Origin of the sequence: Streptomyces sp. TLI_105 (assembly GCF_900105415.1) — a bacterium.
Classification (GTDB): domain Bacteria; phylum Actinomycetota; class Actinomycetes; order Streptomycetales; family Streptomycetaceae; genus Streptomyces.
The window spans coordinates 443677-458887 of record NZ_FNSM01000001.1 but is presented as its reverse complement, the minus strand read 5'-3'; the positions used below and the strand labels follow the sequence as shown (position 1 = coordinate 458887).

Below are 15211 nucleotides of genomic sequence, written 5' to 3'. Positions count from 1 at the left end.
GGGCGGACGGACGGGATCAGCCGGGCCGGCCGAGCAGCAGGTCCCGTACGCAGCCGCGCAGCCAGGCGTGCGCCGGGTCGGCGTCGTGGCGCGGATGCCAGGCGAGGCCGACCGGCAGCGGCGGCAGGTCGAGGGGGACGTCGAAGGTGACCAGGCCGAGGGCCGCGGCCAGCGAGCGGCTCCGCGCGCTGATCAGGCCGACGAGGTCGGTGTCGCGGAGGACGAACAGCGACGCCGGGTACGTGCCGACACTCGCGACGACCCGCCGTCGCAGGCCGTGCTCGGCCAGCGCGGTGTCGACGGGACCCTGCAGCCGTCCCCGGCGCGAGACGACCAGATGGTCCGCGTCCGTCGCGAACCTCCGCCGGGTCAGGCGCCCCTGGAGGAGGGGGTGCCCCGCCCGGACGACCGCGAGCATGCGGTCGTCGAGGACGTGCTCGGTGTGCACCTCGGGGTGGACGGTGTCGATGACACCGATCTCGAGGTCGGCGACCCCCTCCCGCAGCGTCGGCGCGTCGATGTGGCTCTCGTTCAGGAACCGCAGCCGTACCCGCGGGGCCTCGCGGGCGGCACGCGCGAGCAGGTCGGGGCCGAGCAGGGCGGGATGGGAGTCCTGGCCGAGCACCGTGAACGTGCGTGCGACGGCACGGAGATCGATGGGGCCCGAGGCCGCGAACAGGGCCCTGGCCCGCTCCACGACCGCGCCCACCTCCGCCCGTACGGACAGCGCGTACGGCGTCGGCACCATCGCGCGCCCGGCGCGCACCAGGATCGGATCGCCGAGCGCCTTGCGGATCCGGCCCAGGGTGCGGCTGGTGGCCGGCTCGGACAGATGCAGCCGCCGGGCCGCTCCCCGCACGCTCTGTTCCTCCAGAAGGACGTCGAGGGCGAGGAGAAGGTTCAGGTCGAGACCGGTGGCGTCCACGGATTGCGTCACGCGCACTCACCCCTTGCAAAAGATGCACTGGAAGTAATCCACGGGCCGAGCCTACGGTGAGCGCACACCCCCTCACCACGACGCTCCCCGGAGGAGCCATGTCTTCCGCTGCCCTCTCACCGCCCCCCTCCGCCCCGGCCGGCACCGCGCCGAGCCCGCTCGGGCGGTCGACCCTGCTCGCCCTGTGCGCCTGCGTCCTGGTGGCGCAGGGCATGGTCGCCGCCATCAACCTCCTCGTCCCCCAACTGGCCGCCTCCTCGCTCCACCCGTCCTCCACCGAGCTGCTGTGGACGGTGGACGCCTACGTCATCGTCTTCGCCGGACTGCTCGTCCCCGCCGGAGCCCTGGGCGACCGCCGGGGCCGCAAGGGCGTGCTGCTCGCCGGTCTCGCGCTGTTCGCCGCCGGGGCGGCGCTGAGCGCCCTGGCCGCGTCGCCCGCGCTGCTGATCGCCGGCCGCGGGGTGTCCGGCGCCGGGGCCGCCTGCATCATGCCCGCGACCATGTCGATCCTCGTACAGCTCGCCGGACCGGAAGGCCGGGCCCGGGCCCTGGCCTCCTGGACCCTCTCCGCGGGCCTCGGCGGCCTCGCGGGCAACGTCGGCGGGGGAGCGGCGGGCCAGTTCCTCTCCTGGCGCGCCCTGTTCTGGCTGATGGTCCCCCTGGCCGCGCTGCTCGCCTGGGCCGTCGCGGTCACCGTGCCGCGCACCGAGCGCTCCCCGCACGGGCGACCCGACCCGCGCGGCACCCTGCTGCTCGTCGCGGCCCTGGTCGCCCTCCTCGCGGGCGTCATCGAAGGCCCGGCGCACGGCTGGACCTCGCCCCGCATCCTCGCCCTCTTCGCGGTGGGCGCGGCGCTGACCGGCCTGTTCACCTGGTACGCGCTCCGCTCACCGGCCGCGCTGTTCGACCCGCGGGTCTTCCGCTCCCGGCGGCTGCGCGCCGCCCTCCTGGGCACGGCCACCGGCTTCTTCGGCCTCTTCTCGCTGTTCTACGCCAACTCGCAGTACCTGCAGTACGTGAAGGGGTACGGCCCCGCCGTCACCGGACTCGCCATCGTCCCGCTCACGATCGGCATGGCCCTCTTCCCCAAGGTCGCGACCCGCTGGCAGGCCGCCTCCGGCCCGCGCCCCGCCGTCGCCACCGGCCTGTTCCTGATCGGCGCCGGACTCCTCGGCGCCTCCACCGCCGACGCGGCCACGCCCTACGGGCTGTACGCCTGCCGGCTGCTCGTCATCTCGGCGGGAACCGGCCTGTGCATGCCGGCCCTGACCGTCGGCGTCGTCGCCTCCCTCCCCGCCCACCAGGCCGGCCTCGGCTCCGGCCTCGGCACCTCGGCCCGGGAGATCGGTGCCGCCCTCGGCGTGGCCGTCACCGGCACCGTGCTCGCCGCGCACGGCGCCGGCGCCGGCACGGCGTCCTTCGCCGACGCGATGAGCCCGGCGCTGCGCACGGTGGGCACGGTCGTTTTGGTGGCCACGGTCGTGGTCACCCTCGGCTACCGGAGCGCGTCCGGGCGGCGACCCGGCGCCGGGGCCGCGCCGACCCGTTGAGCGGCCGCCGGGACGCCCCGTGCGCGCCGTGTGGGCCGGATGGCGCAGGCGACGCGCGGGGGAGCCCGGGCCGCGAGACGGTGGCCTGACCCTGGGACAGGGCGGTCCGGTGGCCGGCCAGGGCCCGGAAGGTCCGGTCGTCAGACCGGCGCCGGGCCGGGGGCACCGTCCGCCCTTCCCGGTCCCGTAGCCGAGGAGGTAGCGCATGCCCCGACGTGTCCCCGCCGCGTACGACGGCCGGAATTCCACGAGCTCCGCCCGTGCCCGTACCGGACCCCGCCCGAGGCGCGGATTCGGTGCGGCCGCCGTCGGGGCGGTGGTGGCGGCCGCCGTCCTGAGCGGCGCCGCGACCGCACCGGTCGCGGCCGTCCCGACGGCCCCGGCGCCGCACGGCCCCGGCCACGGCGACCCGGCCCTCCAGCGGGCCCTCGCCGACCTGGTGGCGGCGCCCGGCGGCCCGCCCGGGGCCATCGCGGTCCTGACCCGGGACGGCGTACGCCAGGTCTACCGGGCCGGCACGGCCGAGGTGGGCACGCGGCGTCCGCCCCGGCCCGACGACCACATGCGCATCGCCAGCGTGGCCAAGGCCTTCAGCGGGGCGGTCGCGCTGAGCCTCGTGGACCGGCAGGCCCTGCGCCTGGACGACACGATCGGCAAGCGCCTGCCCCACCTGCCCGAGGCCTGGCACGGTGTGACGCTCCGTCAACTGCTCCGGCACACCAGCGGACTTCCGGACTTCAGCAAGAGCAAGGCGTTCCAGGACATCGTCCGCGCCGACCCCCGCCACCACTTCGACTCCCGCCGCCTCCTCGACTTCGTGGCCGACCGGCCCCTGGGGTTCCAGCCGGGCAGCCGCTACGCCTACTCCAACTCGGACAACATCGCGGTCGCCCTGATGGCCGAGCAGGCCACCGGCCGCTCGTACGAGTCGCTGCTGCGGCAGCTCGTGTACCGCCCGCTCGACCTGACGGAGACCAGCCTCCCGCAGGGCTACCGGCTTCCCCGCCCCTTCCTGCACGGCTACTTCACCGTCCCCGGCGAGGTGCCCGAGGACGTGAGCGAGGCGGTCAGCGCCTCCGGCGCCTGGGCGTCGGGCGGCATCGTCTCCACCCCGGCGGACCTGAGCAGGTTCATCGGCGGCTACGCCGGACCGGAGCTGCTGACCCCCATGACCCGCCACGCCCAGCAGGACTTCCTCCCCGGCGGCGCCTCCGAACCGGCCGGCCCCGGCGCCAACGCGGCGGGCCTGGGCCTCTTCCGGTACACCACCCGCTGCGGCACGGTCCTCGGCCACACCGGCAACACCCCCGGCTACACGCAGTTCGCCGCCGCCGCGCGGGACGGCCGACGCACGGTGACGGTCTCCGTCACCAGCCAGGTCACGACGAACCCGGCCCTGCTCGCCCGACTGCGCGCGACCGAGGAGCGGTTCGTCTGTGCGCTGCTCGGCGACTCGGGGCCGGGGTCCTGGGGTTCCCGGCCGTAGAGGGGGCGGGAAGGGGTGGCTCGGCCCCGGCTGCGCGCGGGCGGGTGTGCGGGAAGAGGCGGCCCGGCCCCGGCTGCGCGCGGGCGGGTGTGCGGGAAAGCCGCTCAGGCCCGGTGGACCGCGTACCCCAGGTACGTCACCACCGGGCTGCCGTCCGGCTGGAGCACCATGTCGACCAGGGCCGGCAGCTGCTCGTCGGTCAGTGTGCCGCGCCTGCGCCCGTGCGTCGCCCGCACCAGACTCCGTACGTCACGCGGCTTGAACGACGACACGTCCCGCGCGGACAGCCCCGCCCGGTCGAGGGCCTCGGCGAGCTCTGCCGGTCGGCGCAGCCGGTGTGCGGCGTAGCGGCCGCGGGGCATGATGCGGGTGCCGGGGAACGCCTGGAAGGCCCCGAGGTAGATGAGGCGGGACACGGGGGTGCGGTTCACCGTGTCGTACACGAAGGCCCCGTCGCGGCGCAGGACGCGCGCGGCCTGCGCGAGGACCGCGTCCGGCCGTTCGGTGATCTCCAGAGTGTCGGCGCAGTACACGAGGTCGAACGAGCGGCTCGGCAGGTCGAGTTCCTCCGCGGGAGAGGTCAGGTAGGTGACGCCGGCGCCGTCGTCCGCCGCCACGGCGAGGGCCGTCGCGGCGGGGGAGGGATCGGCGGCGACGACCTCGAAGCCGAGCCGCGCGAGGCCGCGGGCCAGTAGGCCGCGCCCGCTGCCGACGACGAGGGCCCGGCCGCCGTCCGCCGGGAGGCTCAGCTCCGAGAGCACGCGCCGCAGGTAGTCGAGGCGTACGGACTGGAAGGTGAGGGCCCGGATGTGACGGCCGTCGACGGCCGCGGGCCCGGCCGAGTCGAGTGCGATGTGCGGGGCGACGGGCATGGCGGCTCCTCGACGATCGGGTCAGGTTCCCCGAGTAAACCTAGCAGCCTACAGTTCCCTGAGGGAACCCGACACGGATAGCATGAGGGCGTGACCCGCACCCCCCTCTCCGACGTCGCGTGCTCGATCGCCCGCGCGACCGATCTGTTCGGCGACGCCTGGACGGCCCTGATCATGCGTGACGTCCTCGTCGGCATCCGCCGCTTCGACGAGCTGGCGGAGGATCTCGGCCTCTCCCGCAAGGTCCTCGCCGCACGCCTCGCGCGGCTCGTCGAGGAGGGCGTGCTGACGCGCGAGCGGTACCAGGACAGTCCGCCGCGCGAGGAGTACGTGCCCACGGAGAAGGGCCGGGAGCTCTACCCCGTCCTGCTGGCGCTGATGGCGTGGGGGGACAAGTGGTACGCCGGGACCGCGGGTCCGCCCACCCGGATCCGGCACGACGCCTGCGGGCACGTCACCACCCCGGTCGTGGCCTGCGGGGCCTGCCGGGAGCCGCTCGGGGTGGCCGACACCACCCAACTGCCCGGCCCCGGCGGCCGGGTGGGCCCTGGTACGCGCCTCCTGGGCCCGCTGATCGCGGCACGGGGGAAGACGGACGAGACGGGTCAGGGCTGACCCCTTACACGGCGAGGGGTTTCCCCTTAGCCTCGCCTCTGCGCGCAAGTTACCTGCCGGTCAACAACGTTGACGGCGCACTGGGCTCGGAGGACGCCATGAGTTCCGCGCAGTACCTGCTCGAAAACCGGCCGCACTCGGTGGCGCACCTCTTCCTCTCACGGGTCGAGGCCACACCCGACCGGGAGGCCTACCGCTACCCCGTGCCGGCCGGTCAGGGCGCCCCCGGCGCCGAGGAGTGGCGCTCGCTGACCTGGGCCCAGGCCGCCGAGCGCGTGACGGCGATCGCCGCCGGTCTGCTCGCCCTCGGGCTGCGGACCGAGGAGCGCGTGGCCATCTCCTCCTCGACCCGGGTGGAGTGGATCTTCGCCGATCTGGGCGTGATGTGCGCGGGCGCCGCCGCGACCGCCGTCTACCCGAGCACCGACGCCGACGAGACGGCGTACATCCTCGCCGACTCCGACAGCCGGGCCGTCTTCGTCGAGAACGCCGCCCAACTGGCCAAGGTCGTCGCGCACGCGGACCGCCTGCCCGGCCTCGGCCACGCGATCCTCTTCGACCCGGAGGCGGACCTCCCCCGCGTCGAGGGACTGGACGTACTGAGCCTCGCCGAGCTGGAGGAGCGCGGCAGGGCGTACCTCCAGGACCATCCGGACGCGATCGACACGACGGTGGGGGCCATCGGGCGCGACCAGCTCGCCACCCTGATCTACACCTCCGGGACGACCGGCCGCCCGAAGGGCGTGCGCCTGGTGCACGACTGCTGGTCCTACCAGGGCGTCGCGCAGGAGGCGAGCGGACTGCTGCACCCCGACGACGTGCAGTTCCTCTGGCTGCCGCTGTCCCACGTCTTCGGCAAGGCCCTGATCTCCGGCCAGGTGCAGACCGGACACGTGATGGCGATCGACGGGCGCGTCGACCGCATCGTCACCAACCTGCCCGTCGTCCGTCCCACCGTCATGGCCTCCGCGCCGAGGGTCTTCGAGAAGGTCTACAACGGCATCGCCGCGAAGGCGCGGGCCGAGGGCGGAGCCAAGTACAAGATCTTCCGGTGGGCGGCGAAGGTCGCCCGCGACCACGCCAGGACCGGTCAGGAGAGCCTGGTGGCGACGGGAAGCCGCAAGGTGCCCCTGTGGCTCGGCGCCCAGCACGCCCTCGCCGACAAGCTGGTCTACGGCAAGATCCGGGCGGCGTTCGGGGGAGAGCTCCGCGGCAGCGCCTCGGGCAGCGCCGCGCTCGCCCCCGACATCGGCTACTTCTTCGCCGGCGCGGGCGTGCCCGTCCTGGAGGGCTACGGCCTGACGGAGACCAGCGCGGCCTGCACCGTCAACCCGGTCGACGACTACCGGGTGGGCACGGTCGGCCGGCCCCTGCCCGGCACCGAGGTCCGCATCGCCGAGGACGGGGAGATCCTCCTGAGGGGGCCCGGCATCATGCGCGGCTACCACAACCTTCCGGAGAAGACCGCCGAAGTCCTGGAGAGCGACGGCTGGTTCCGCACCGGTGACATCGGCGAGATCGACAAGGAGGGCTTCGTCCGGATCACCGACCGCAAGAAGGACCTGTTCAAGACGTCGGGCGGCAAGTACGTGGCGCCCACGGAGATCGAGGGCCGCTTCAAGGCCGCCTGCCCGTTCGTCAGCAACGTCCTGGTCATCGGCAACGGCCGCAACTACTGCACCGCCCTGATCGCGCTCGACGAGAGCGCGATCATGCCCTGGGCGGCGTCGAACGGCCTCGGCGGCCGTTCCTACGCCGAGGTCGTCTCCTCGCCGGAGGCGCACGCGCTGATCGACGGCTTCGTCCAGCGCGTCAACGGCGGCCTCCAACGATGGCAGACGCTCAAGAAGTTCTCGGTCCTGCCGCGCGACCTCGACGTCGAGCACGGCGAACTCACCCCGAGCCTCAAGGTGAAGCGGCCCGTCGTGGAGCGTGAGTACGCCGAGCTCGTCGAGGCGATGTACGAGGGCGCCCGCGAAGCCTGAGACCCGGCTGCCCGCCCGTCCGGTACGGCGACCCCACGGCCGTACCGGACGTCAGCCGTCCCCCGTCACCCCGTCCGTACGCTCCCGCAGGAAGTCGGCGTGGCCGTTGTGGCGGGCGTACTCCTGGATCATCACCATGTAGACCCAGCGCAGGCTGAGGGCGACCCCGCGTGAGGACAGGAAGGTCTCGTCGAGGTCGCGCCCGGCCACCGCCGCGTCGCAGGCCTCGACCTCCGCCCGGAACAGTCCGAAGTCCCTCTCCGCCTCGGCGGCGTCCACCCCGTCGAGCCCCTCGTCGCCGTCCGACGGCCCGGTGAAGACCTCGCCGACGGTCTCACCCGCGAACCCGCGCCGGAACCACGACCGCTCCACCTCCGCCATGTGCCGGACCAGGCCGAGGAGGGTGAGGTTCGACGGCTCCACCGTCGCGCGCGCCAACCGGGCCGGGTCGAGCCCGGCGCACTTGGCCAGCAGCGTCTCCCGGTGCCAGGTCAGCCACCCCTCCAGCATCTGCCGTTCGGTCACCGTGCCGAGTCCGGCCAGGTGTCGGGAGCGTTTCACCGGCGGTGCCGTCCATGTCATCAGGTCTCCAACACCTCCACGTGGTCGCCGACCGCGACGGCCAGGACCCGCGAGCCCGGTTCGGTGGTGCGCCAGCGGTGCCGGACGCCGCCGGACAGGAGCAGCGTGTCCCCGCGGCCCAGCCGGTGGACGCGGCCGTCGGCCTCCACCTCCACCGAGCCGTCCGCCACGTACAGCAGCTCGTCGTTCCGGTGCCGGAACTCGCGGTCCGCCTCGTGCGCACCGACGAACTCCAGCGCGTGCAGCTGATGACGGCCGCGCACCACCGGCCGGACGCGCGCCTCCCGGTCGAGGCCGCTGTCGTCGTCCGCCCGCACCACGTCGACCGTACGGGTCTCGTCGGAGGCCGCGAGCAGTTGCACCGCCGTGGTCCCGAGGGCGTCGGCGATCCGCTGCAGCGACCGCATGCTGGGGCGCGCCCGGTCGTTCTCGATCTGGCTGAGGAACGGCGAGGAGAGCCCGCTGCTCCGTGCCACCTCGGCGAGCGTCAGGTCGAGCGCCCGTCTCCGGCGGCGCACGGCGGCGCCCACCCGTGGTGTGTTCGCGGTCTCCATCGATGGTCCCGTCCCTTCCCGCCCCGCGCCGCCGTCCGCCCTGTTCCACGGCGCATGACCGCACCTTACGCGCCGCTCGGCCGAAGCCCGGAGACGGTTTCGTACTCCCGACACACGCCCGTCACACAACGCGCCTACCGTCAAAGTCGGTTGTTCTCATCAAAGAAAGTTTGAAGCGAGGAGCTCCGACGTGCCCACGATCGACCAGAACTCACGCCGCCGACGTCCCACCGGCCTCATCGCCCTCGACGAGACGGCCGCGTCCGAGGGCTACACCCTCTACGCGCCGCTCACCGGCACCGGGGAGGTGTACCTCATCGACCTCCAGGGCCGCAGCGTCCACCGCTGGGACCTCCCCTACCGCCCCGGCCGCCACGCCCGACTCCTCGCCGACGGAACCCTCGCCTACAACGGCGTACTCCCGGGAGAGCGGGCCCTCTTCCCGATGTGGCACAAGTACCGGGGCGGCGTCATGCTCCACGCGGCGCCCGACGGGACCGTGCTGCGGGAGCACCGCGACCCCCTCCAGCACCACGACGCCCACCACCTCGACGACGGCCGCATCCTCTACACCGCCCTCGAACCCCTCGCCGGGGCCGACGCCGCGGCGGTACGGGGCGGAGTGCCCGGCTCCGAAGCCACGGGCGGCGTGGTCTGGGCCGACACCATCAAGGAGGTCGGCCCGGACGGCGAACTCCTGTGGTCCTGGCGCGCCGCCGACCACCTCGACCGCGACTCCTACCCGCTGCACGAGGCCTACGCCCGTGAGCACTGGCCGCTGATCAACAGCGTCACGCCCCTGCGGGACGGCAACATCCTGGCCAGCCTGCGCAGCGTCTCGGCCGTCGTCGTCATCAGTCGCGACACCGGCGAGATCCTCTGGCGGAGCCGCCCCGGCACCGTCAGCCAGCAGCACGACCCCACCGAACTCGACGACGGCCGGTTCCTCGTCTTCGACAACGGAGTCTTCCGGCCCGGCCACGACGTCCCCCACTCCCGCGTCATCGAGATCGACCGGGCGTCCGGCGACATCGCGTGGGAGTACCACGACCCCGCCCGCGAGTTCTTCTTCGCGCCCTTCATGGGCTCCGCGCAGCGCCTGCCGAACGGCAACACGCTCGTCACCGACTCCCCGTCGGGCCGCCTGTTCGAGGTGACGAAGGACGGCTACCTGTGCTGGGAGTACGTCGTCCCGTACTTCGCCGGCTACGAGGAGAGCGACGTCCGCGACCTCTTCCCGTCGCAGCCGAACGCCGTCTTCCGCGCCTACCGCTACGCCCCGGCCGAGATCCCGTGGCTGGAGGCGACGGCATGACGACCACACCCCGCCCGGCCCCCGCCGCCGTCCGTCCGGTCGAGGCCGTCGACGCGCGGGTCCCCTGGCGGCGCCTCGCACCGCTGGCGGCCCAGCACGTCCTGGCGATGATCGCCGCCCCGGTCTCCACCGTCTTCCTCGTCGCCGGCACCCTGAAGATGTCGCCCGGTGCGACGGCCTCGCTGCTCAGCACCGTCCTGCTGCTGTGCGGCGTCGGCGCCCTGCTCCAGTCGCTCGGCGTCTGGCGGATCGGCGGACGCCTGCCGTTCGTCATGCTGCCCGGCGGCGCCGCGACCGCGCTGTTCCTCCAGATCGCCCAGGAACACGGGCCGGCCACCGCCACCGGCGCCGTCCTCCTCGCGGCCGCCCTGCTGCTCGCCGTGCTTCCCCTGTACGCCCGTGTCGTACGGCTCTTCCCCCCACTGGTCATGGGCGTGACCGTGCTGCTCATCGGCATCGCGATGATCCGGGTCGCCGCCCGGCTCGTCACCGGCCCGGACGGCACGGGGGAGCCGCGCGCGGTGCTCCTCGCCGCCCTCACCGTGGCGGCGACCGTCACCGCGTACGTGTTCCTGCGCGGCGTCTGGCGACAGACGTCCGTCCTCATCGGCATGGCGGCGGGAACCGCCCTCGGGGTGGGGACGGGCCTCGGCTCCTTCGCCCCCGCGGCCGGAAGCGGCTTCGCGCTGCCCGTGTTCCTGCCCTTCGGCACACCGAGGTTCGACCTGGTCGCCGCGCTTCCGCTGCTCGTCTTCAGCCTCACCACGCTCGCCGAGATCACCGGGCAGACCGTCCTCAACAGCGAGACCGTCGGCCGGAAGCCCGCTCCCGAGCGCGACGTTCCCCGCGTCGCCCGCGCCGACGCCCTGGTGTCCCTGGCCGGCGCGCTCTTCGGCACCTCCCTCATGGTCACCAGCGCCGAGAACATCGGCATCGGCCGGCTCACCGGGGTCCGCAGCCGCTTCGTGACCGCCGGCGCCGGAGCGCTCCTGGTCGTCCTCGGCCTGGCCGCGCCCGTCTCCCGGGCGCTGGCCGGGATACCCGAGGCCGTCGTGGGCGGCTCCGCCCTCGTCGTCTACGCCGTGATCGCCGTCATGGGCGTCGAGATGCTCCGCCGGGCCGATCTGTCCGGGACGGGGACGGGTTCGCTGACGGCCGCCCTCGCGCTCACCGCGGGACTGCTGCCGCTGCTCAGCCCCGACCTGTACGCGGGGTTCCCCGGCTGGGCCCGCACGATCCTCGGCAGCGGCGTCGTCGCCGGCACCCTGACGGCGGTCCTCCTCACCGCGCTGCTCGGCCGGTCCGGCCGGGGGAGCGACGCCCCCTCCCCGTCGGCCGACCCGCCCGCACGGGCCGACCGAGACGCGCCGGACCGCACGGGGCGCCGCCCGGGTGTTGCCTAGGAGAGGCGCTCGTGGGGGATCTTCTCCCCCGCCTCGACCGCGACGGGCAGCCGGTTCTCGGCCGGCGGCAGCGGGCAGGTCGCGAAGTCGGTGTAGGCGCAGGGCAGATTGGTCGCGCGGTTGAAGTCGAGCACGACCGTGCCGTCGGGCCCCGGGGCCGCCACCCCGAGGTTCCGGTTGGCCGCGTACGTGGTGACGCCCGAGGTCTCGTCGGTGAACAGCACCGTGAGGCTGCCGGGCGTGTGCCCGTTGAAGGCGGTCAGGCTCAACTCCTGTCCGTCCAGCCGGAAGACGACGCGGCCGGGAGCGTCGTACACGTGCCGGAGTCCTTCGACGGAGGCGCCGACCGTGGTCGGGCGCGGCTCGTCGAAGGTCTCGTACCGGCCCGTGACCACCCAGCGCGGATCGGGCTCGTACGCGGGCGTGCCGGCGAAGGCGACCCGCAGCGGGTGGCCGGGGTGGCGCGGCCGGACCACGTCGTGGCCACCGCGCTTGGCGACCTCGATCACGGTGTCGCCCCAGACGGCGTCGACGCCGCCGCGCTCAGGGATGACGCCGAAGAGGTACCGGCCCCGCACCACCGTGCCGTCGACGACGAGTTCCGTGCCCTCGTCGAGTTCCACGACGACGCCCTCGGGCCCCGTCGACCAGGTCCCGGGCACGCCGGGGAACGCCTGGGGCTCGTCGGAGAGCCAGTGGAGGCCGGTGATCGCGAGGAAGCCGTGTTCAGAGGCGAGCCGGGCGTCCTTGTCCCGGTGCCAGGCCTCCCACTCCTTGGCGAAGACCTCCGGGTCGGATACGGATGTGTCACGGGCGCTCATGCTTCTCCTCCTGCGGTGAGGGACGGTGGGGTGGGCGCGGTCGCGTGTCCGTCGCCGGGGGCCGCCGAGCCCGAAGGCGGGGGCGGGAAAGGCGGAGGGAACGGACCGCGGGGCAGAACGAGGCCGTCAGGAGGCGCCCAGGAGCCGTCGGGGCGAGCGCGTCGGTGTCCGGACGCCGGGTCGAGGCCTCGGTGTCAGCGGAAACACGCCATGGTCGTGACGCGCACGTAGTCCACGTGTCGGCGCGTCACGAGAAGGCTCATGGGTTCAGGAAAACACAACTCCGGTGTGTGGCGCCAGTGATGGCCGCCCGCGCCGCCGGAGCGGTGGCGCGGGCGGCGGGGACTCAGACGGCCCGGCGGTCGCCCCGGTCGTCGCAGGGGAGTTCGGAGGCCGGGCTGTGGGCGAGGAAGTCGCGGTGGGCCTGTCGTTCGGCCTCGGTGATCGCCGTCGGCTGTACGTCGATGATGCCGCCGAAGGGGCGGTCGACGTCGCGGATGATGCACAGCGCCGTCGTCAGCAGTGCGGTGATCACGACGAGGGTGATCAGCTGGCCGCGGTTGTTCCTGCGGGGCAGACAGACGCCGAGGGCCACGACGGTGATGGCAAGGGTGGCGAGCAGGAACCAGAGGATGGCGCTGGGGATGCTGGCGGTCGCTTGGGTGAGGCGTTCCTCGCGTTCGTCGGAGCGCTTGTTGTCGGCGGCGATCAGCATGCCGAAGACCGGCTTGCCCTCCAGGGAGCGGAAGGTCTGCCGGAAGTCCGTCGACCACACGCTGGGGGCCGGTGACCCCTTGCCGTCGGCCATGGCCGGCCACTCCTGGGTGCGCACCGCGCGGGCGTAGCAGACGGCGTCGGCCTGGATCCGGGCCCGCTGGGCCTCGGGGGCGTACTCGGCGGTCTCCACGAGCTGGTCCAGGGCGCGGGCCTCGCCGCGGGAGGCGACCTCGGCCTTGCCGTACGAACCGTTGGCCGTGACGAGGACGAAGGCCAGCAGCAGGACGGTCAGCGTCAGGAGCGGGCCGACGAGGTCCTTCACGGCCATGCCCGTGTCGTCGTCCTCGCTGAGCAGCCTCGGCCGCAGCCAGCGATTGGCGGCGAGGCCTGCGAGCAGGGCCAGTACGGCGACGACGATGACGAGGACCACGAGAGGACACCTCCGGGAGCAGCCGGGAGCCTCGGGCGGCTCCGGCGGGGCAGTGATCATCGCTTGGTGCGTCGCGGGTCGGGAACAAGGGAAACGTTCGTTCGCCCTCGCACGGGGGATGCGCGCTGGGCCACGTAGCGGATCAAGACCGTCCGGTTTGTTTCAGGTGAGCTCCTCGGCCAGTCCGACGACGATGCCCTCCGGACCGCGGAGGTAGCAGAGCCGGTAGACGTCCTCGTACCGCACCACCTCGCCGACGAGTTCGCCGCCGTGGGCGCGCAGGCGGGCGACGGTCTCGTCGATGTCGTCGACGGCGAACATGACCCGCCGGATCCCCGGCGTGTTCACCGGCGCGTCCCGCGGCCCGCCGCCGATCGCCTTCGGCGTGTGGAACTTCGCCAGCTCGATCCGGCCGTGACCGTCCGGGGTCCGCAGCATGGCGACCTCCTGCCGGGATCCGTCGATCCCGATGACACGGTCCACCCACCGCCCCTCGACGGGCATCCTCCCCTCTGCTTCCATGCCGAGCTCGACGAAGAACGCCACGACGGCGTCGAGGTCCTCGACCACGATGAGGACGTTGTCCATCCGCTTGATCGTCATGCTGGGTCTCCTGGCATCTCGTGACACACGGACAAGGTCGTACGGCGGCGACGGGCGACACCGCGGATCCCCCTCCGGACGATCGTCGCCGTCGGGCGACGCGGGACGGGCAGGCGCGCCGTCGGGTCGCCGAACTCCTCACGCGTGAAAGCGCGTTCCGGACACGAACGCGTACCCGGTTCGCCTGGGGCGTGATGTGTGGCGTACCACCTGTGACCGCCCCGTGCACCGACGTACGCGGTCACCCGATCCACCGAGCCCTGGAGTCACACGGATGCGTTTCGGTCTGCTCGGCCCTCTCACGGCGCAGGACGCCGGCTCGACGACAACGCCACGAAGGACCTGCTGACCGACGTCAGCCCGAGAACGCCCGACAGGCTGCTGTTCACCGGCGGCCTGCAGCCCGGACGCCGCGGCGCCCTCGCCGTCGTCATCCAGCGGCGCCGCGGCGGCGAACGCGCCGTCGGCCCCCCTCATCGAGGGCCGTCCGCACGAGTCCGTCACCTTCGCGACGGACTCGTGCGGGTGCCTCAGGCGTCTTCGGCCTCGAAGGTGCGCAGCAGGTCCGCGGCGACGCTCACGGCGATCGTCGCGGGTTCCTTGCCGGTGATGTCGGCAAGACCGATCGGGGTCTTGATCCGGTCGATGACGGCATCGTCGTGACCCCCCTCGGTGGCGAGGCGCTTGCGGAACCGCCCCCACTTGGCCGCCGACCCGATCAGCCCGATGGAACCGAGGTGCGCCGTGCGCAGGGCGGCGTCGCACAGGGCGGCGTCCTCGGCGTGGTCATGGGTCATGATCAGGACGTGCGTGCCGTGCGGGAGTTCCTCGAGGACCTCCTCGGGCAGCAGCGGCGTGTGGTGCACGCGCACGCGCGCCACCGCGTCCGCGAGCACGTCGAGCCGCCGCTCGGCGAGGGTGTCGGCGCGCGTGTCGATCAGATGGAGGTCGAGGTCCTGGCGGGCCAGGATGCGCGCCAGTTCGAGCCCGACGTGCCCGACCCCGAAGATCGCCACCGCCCGTACCACCGGCAGCGGTTCGAGCAGCACCGACACCGTGCCGCCGCAGCACTGCACACCGTGCTGGTTGGTCACCTTGTCGTTCAGGGCGAAATCGAGCAGCTCCGGCTCCGGCCGGGACGCGCCGATCATCTCCCGGGCCCGGTCGATCGCCACGGCCTCCACGTTGCCGCCGCCGATCGAGCCCCAGGTCTCGGTCCGGCCGACCACGAGTTTCGCGCCGGCGTCGCGCGGGGCATGGCCGCGCACGGTCGCGACGGTCACGAGCACGCCGGACTCCCGGCGTTCCCGCAGCCGCGCGACCGCGGCGAACCACGTCATG

14 protein-coding genes are annotated in these 15211 nt (G+C 73.5%); 6 read left to right on the top strand and 8 right to left on the bottom strand.

All coding sequences use genetic code 11. The annotated features are described in order from the left end of the window. Positions 1-16: 16 nt before the first annotated feature. Positions 17-943, bottom strand: a complete 927-nt coding sequence (locus BLW86_RS02285) for a LysR family transcriptional regulator (RefSeq protein WP_093872439.1) — start codon at positions 941-943, stop codon at positions 17-19. Positions 944-1035: 92 nt separating this feature from the next. Here BLW86_RS02285 and BLW86_RS02280 point away from each other — a divergent pair, with 92 nt between their 5' ends. Together BLW86_RS02280 and BLW86_RS02275 are read left to right on the top strand one after the other, a co-directional pair. Beyond that, the gene (locus BLW86_RS02280; protein ID WP_093872438.1) at positions 1036-2487 is read left to right on the top strand and encodes an MFS transporter; all 1452 of its coding nucleotides are present in this window, start codon (positions 1036-1038) and stop codon (positions 2485-2487) included. Between the two features lie 205 nt (positions 2488-2692). Then, positions 2693-3973 (top strand): serine hydrolase domain-containing protein, encoded by a 1281-nt coding sequence (locus BLW86_RS02275; RefSeq protein ID WP_093872437.1) that lies wholly within the window; start codon positions 2693-2695, stop codon positions 3971-3973. A gap of 104 nt (positions 3974-4077) precedes the next feature. Here the strand turns inward: BLW86_RS02275 and BLW86_RS02270 are convergent, their stop codons facing one another. Beyond that, positions 4078-4845 (bottom strand): class I SAM-dependent methyltransferase, encoded by a 768-nt coding sequence (locus BLW86_RS02270; protein ID WP_093872436.1) that lies wholly within the window; start codon positions 4843-4845, stop codon positions 4078-4080. 90 nt (positions 4846-4935) lie between these two features. Between BLW86_RS02270 and BLW86_RS02265 the strand changes: the two genes are divergently transcribed. After that, positions 4936-5460 (top strand): winged helix-turn-helix transcriptional regulator, encoded by a 525-nt coding sequence (locus BLW86_RS02265; RefSeq protein ID WP_093872435.1) that lies wholly within the window; start codon positions 4936-4938, stop codon positions 5458-5460. A 98-nt stretch (positions 5461-5558) separates the two neighbouring features. After that, a complete protein-coding gene (locus BLW86_RS02260) occupies positions 5559-7445 on the top strand; it encodes an AMP-dependent synthetase/ligase (protein ID WP_093872434.1) in 1887 nt (628 codons plus the stop codon). Positions 7446-7496: 51 nt separating this feature from the next. On the opposite strand, the gene BLW86_RS02255 is transcribed toward BLW86_RS02260, so the two are convergent. After that, positions 7497-8027 carry a DinB family protein gene (locus BLW86_RS02255; RefSeq protein WP_093872433.1) on the bottom strand — a complete coding sequence of 177 codons (531 nt, stop codon included), beginning with the start codon at positions 8025-8027 and terminating at the stop codon, positions 7497-7499. Next, a complete protein-coding gene (locus BLW86_RS02250) occupies positions 8027-8581 on the bottom strand; it encodes a helix-turn-helix domain-containing protein (protein ID WP_093872432.1) in 555 nt (184 codons plus the stop codon). Before BLW86_RS02250 ends, BLW86_RS02255 begins: the two co-directional genes overlap by 1 nt. 190 nt (positions 8582-8771) lie before the next feature. On the opposite strand from BLW86_RS02250, the gene BLW86_RS02245 reads away from it, so the two are divergent. Together BLW86_RS02245 and BLW86_RS02240 are read left to right on the top strand one after the other, a co-directional pair. Next, entirely contained in the window at positions 8772-9896 is a 1125-nt protein-coding gene (locus BLW86_RS02245) for an arylsulfotransferase family protein (RefSeq protein ID WP_093872431.1), read from the top strand. Further along, positions 9893-11299, top strand: coding sequence for a uracil-xanthine permease family protein (locus tag BLW86_RS02240; RefSeq protein ID WP_093872430.1), 1407 nt, complete (start codon positions 9893-9895; stop codon positions 11297-11299). The genes BLW86_RS02245 and BLW86_RS02240 overlap by 4 nt, the downstream gene beginning before the upstream one ends. Here the strand turns inward: BLW86_RS02240 and BLW86_RS02235 are convergent. The 4 genes from BLW86_RS02235 to xdhC form a co-directional block, all read right to left on the bottom strand. After that, positions 11296-12120 (bottom strand): DUF1684 domain-containing protein, encoded by an 825-nt coding sequence (locus BLW86_RS02235; protein ID WP_093872429.1) that lies wholly within the window; start codon positions 12118-12120, stop codon positions 11296-11298. The genes BLW86_RS02240 and BLW86_RS02235 overlap by 4 nt on opposite strands. A 346-nt stretch (positions 12121-12466) precedes the next feature. Continuing rightward, entirely contained in the window at positions 12467-13267 is an 801-nt protein-coding gene (locus BLW86_RS02230) for a bestrophin-like domain (protein WP_093872428.1), read from the bottom strand. 162 nt (positions 13268-13429) lie between these two features. Next, entirely contained in the window at positions 13430-13870 is a 441-nt protein-coding gene (locus tag BLW86_RS02225) for a VOC family protein (RefSeq protein ID WP_093872427.1), read from the bottom strand. A 530-nt stretch (positions 13871-14400) separates the two neighbouring features. After that, positions 14401-15210 (bottom strand): xanthine dehydrogenase accessory protein XdhC, encoded by an 810-nt coding sequence (gene xdhC, locus BLW86_RS02220; RefSeq protein ID WP_093872426.1) that lies wholly within the window; start codon positions 15208-15210, stop codon positions 14401-14403. Position 15211: the final 1 nt, after the last annotated feature.

What these genes read in the sequence shown, in the direction of transcription:
- BLW86_RS02235 (WP_093872429.1), bottom strand. Translation starts at nt 12,120, where the DNA reads ATGAGCGCCCGTGACACATCCGTATCCGACCCGGAGGTCTTCGCCAAG.
- BLW86_RS02275 (WP_093872437.1), top strand. Translation starts at nt 2,693, where the DNA reads ATGCCCCGACGTGTCCCCGCCGCGTACGACGGCCGGAATTCCACGAGC.
- BLW86_RS02240 (WP_093872430.1), top strand. Translation starts at nt 9,893, where the DNA reads ATGACGACCACACCCCGCCCGGCCCCCGCCGCCGTCCGTCCGGTCGAG.
- BLW86_RS02250 (WP_093872432.1), bottom strand. Translation starts at nt 8,581, where the DNA reads ATGGAGACCGCGAACACACCACGGGTGGGCGCCGCCGTGCGCCGCCGG.
- BLW86_RS02225 (WP_093872427.1), bottom strand. Translation starts at nt 13,870, where the DNA reads ATGACGATCAAGCGGATGGACAACGTCCTCATCGTGGTCGAGGACCTC.
- BLW86_RS02260 (WP_093872434.1), top strand. Translation starts at nt 5,559, where the DNA reads ATGAGTTCCGCGCAGTACCTGCTCGAAAACCGGCCGCACTCGGTGGCG.
- BLW86_RS02280 (WP_093872438.1), top strand. Translation starts at nt 1,036, where the DNA reads ATGTCTTCCGCTGCCCTCTCACCGCCCCCCTCCGCCCCGGCCGGCACC.
- xdhC (WP_093872426.1), bottom strand. Translation starts at nt 15,210, where the DNA reads ATGACGTGGTTCGCCGCGGTCGCGCGGCTGCGGGAACGCCGGGAGTCC.
- BLW86_RS02255 (WP_093872433.1), bottom strand. Translation starts at nt 8,027, where the DNA reads ATGACATGGACGGCACCGCCGGTGAAACGCTCCCGACACCTGGCCGGA.
- BLW86_RS02270 (WP_093872436.1), bottom strand. Translation starts at nt 4,845, where the DNA reads ATGCCCGTCGCCCCGCACATCGCACTCGACTCGGCCGGGCCCGCGGCC.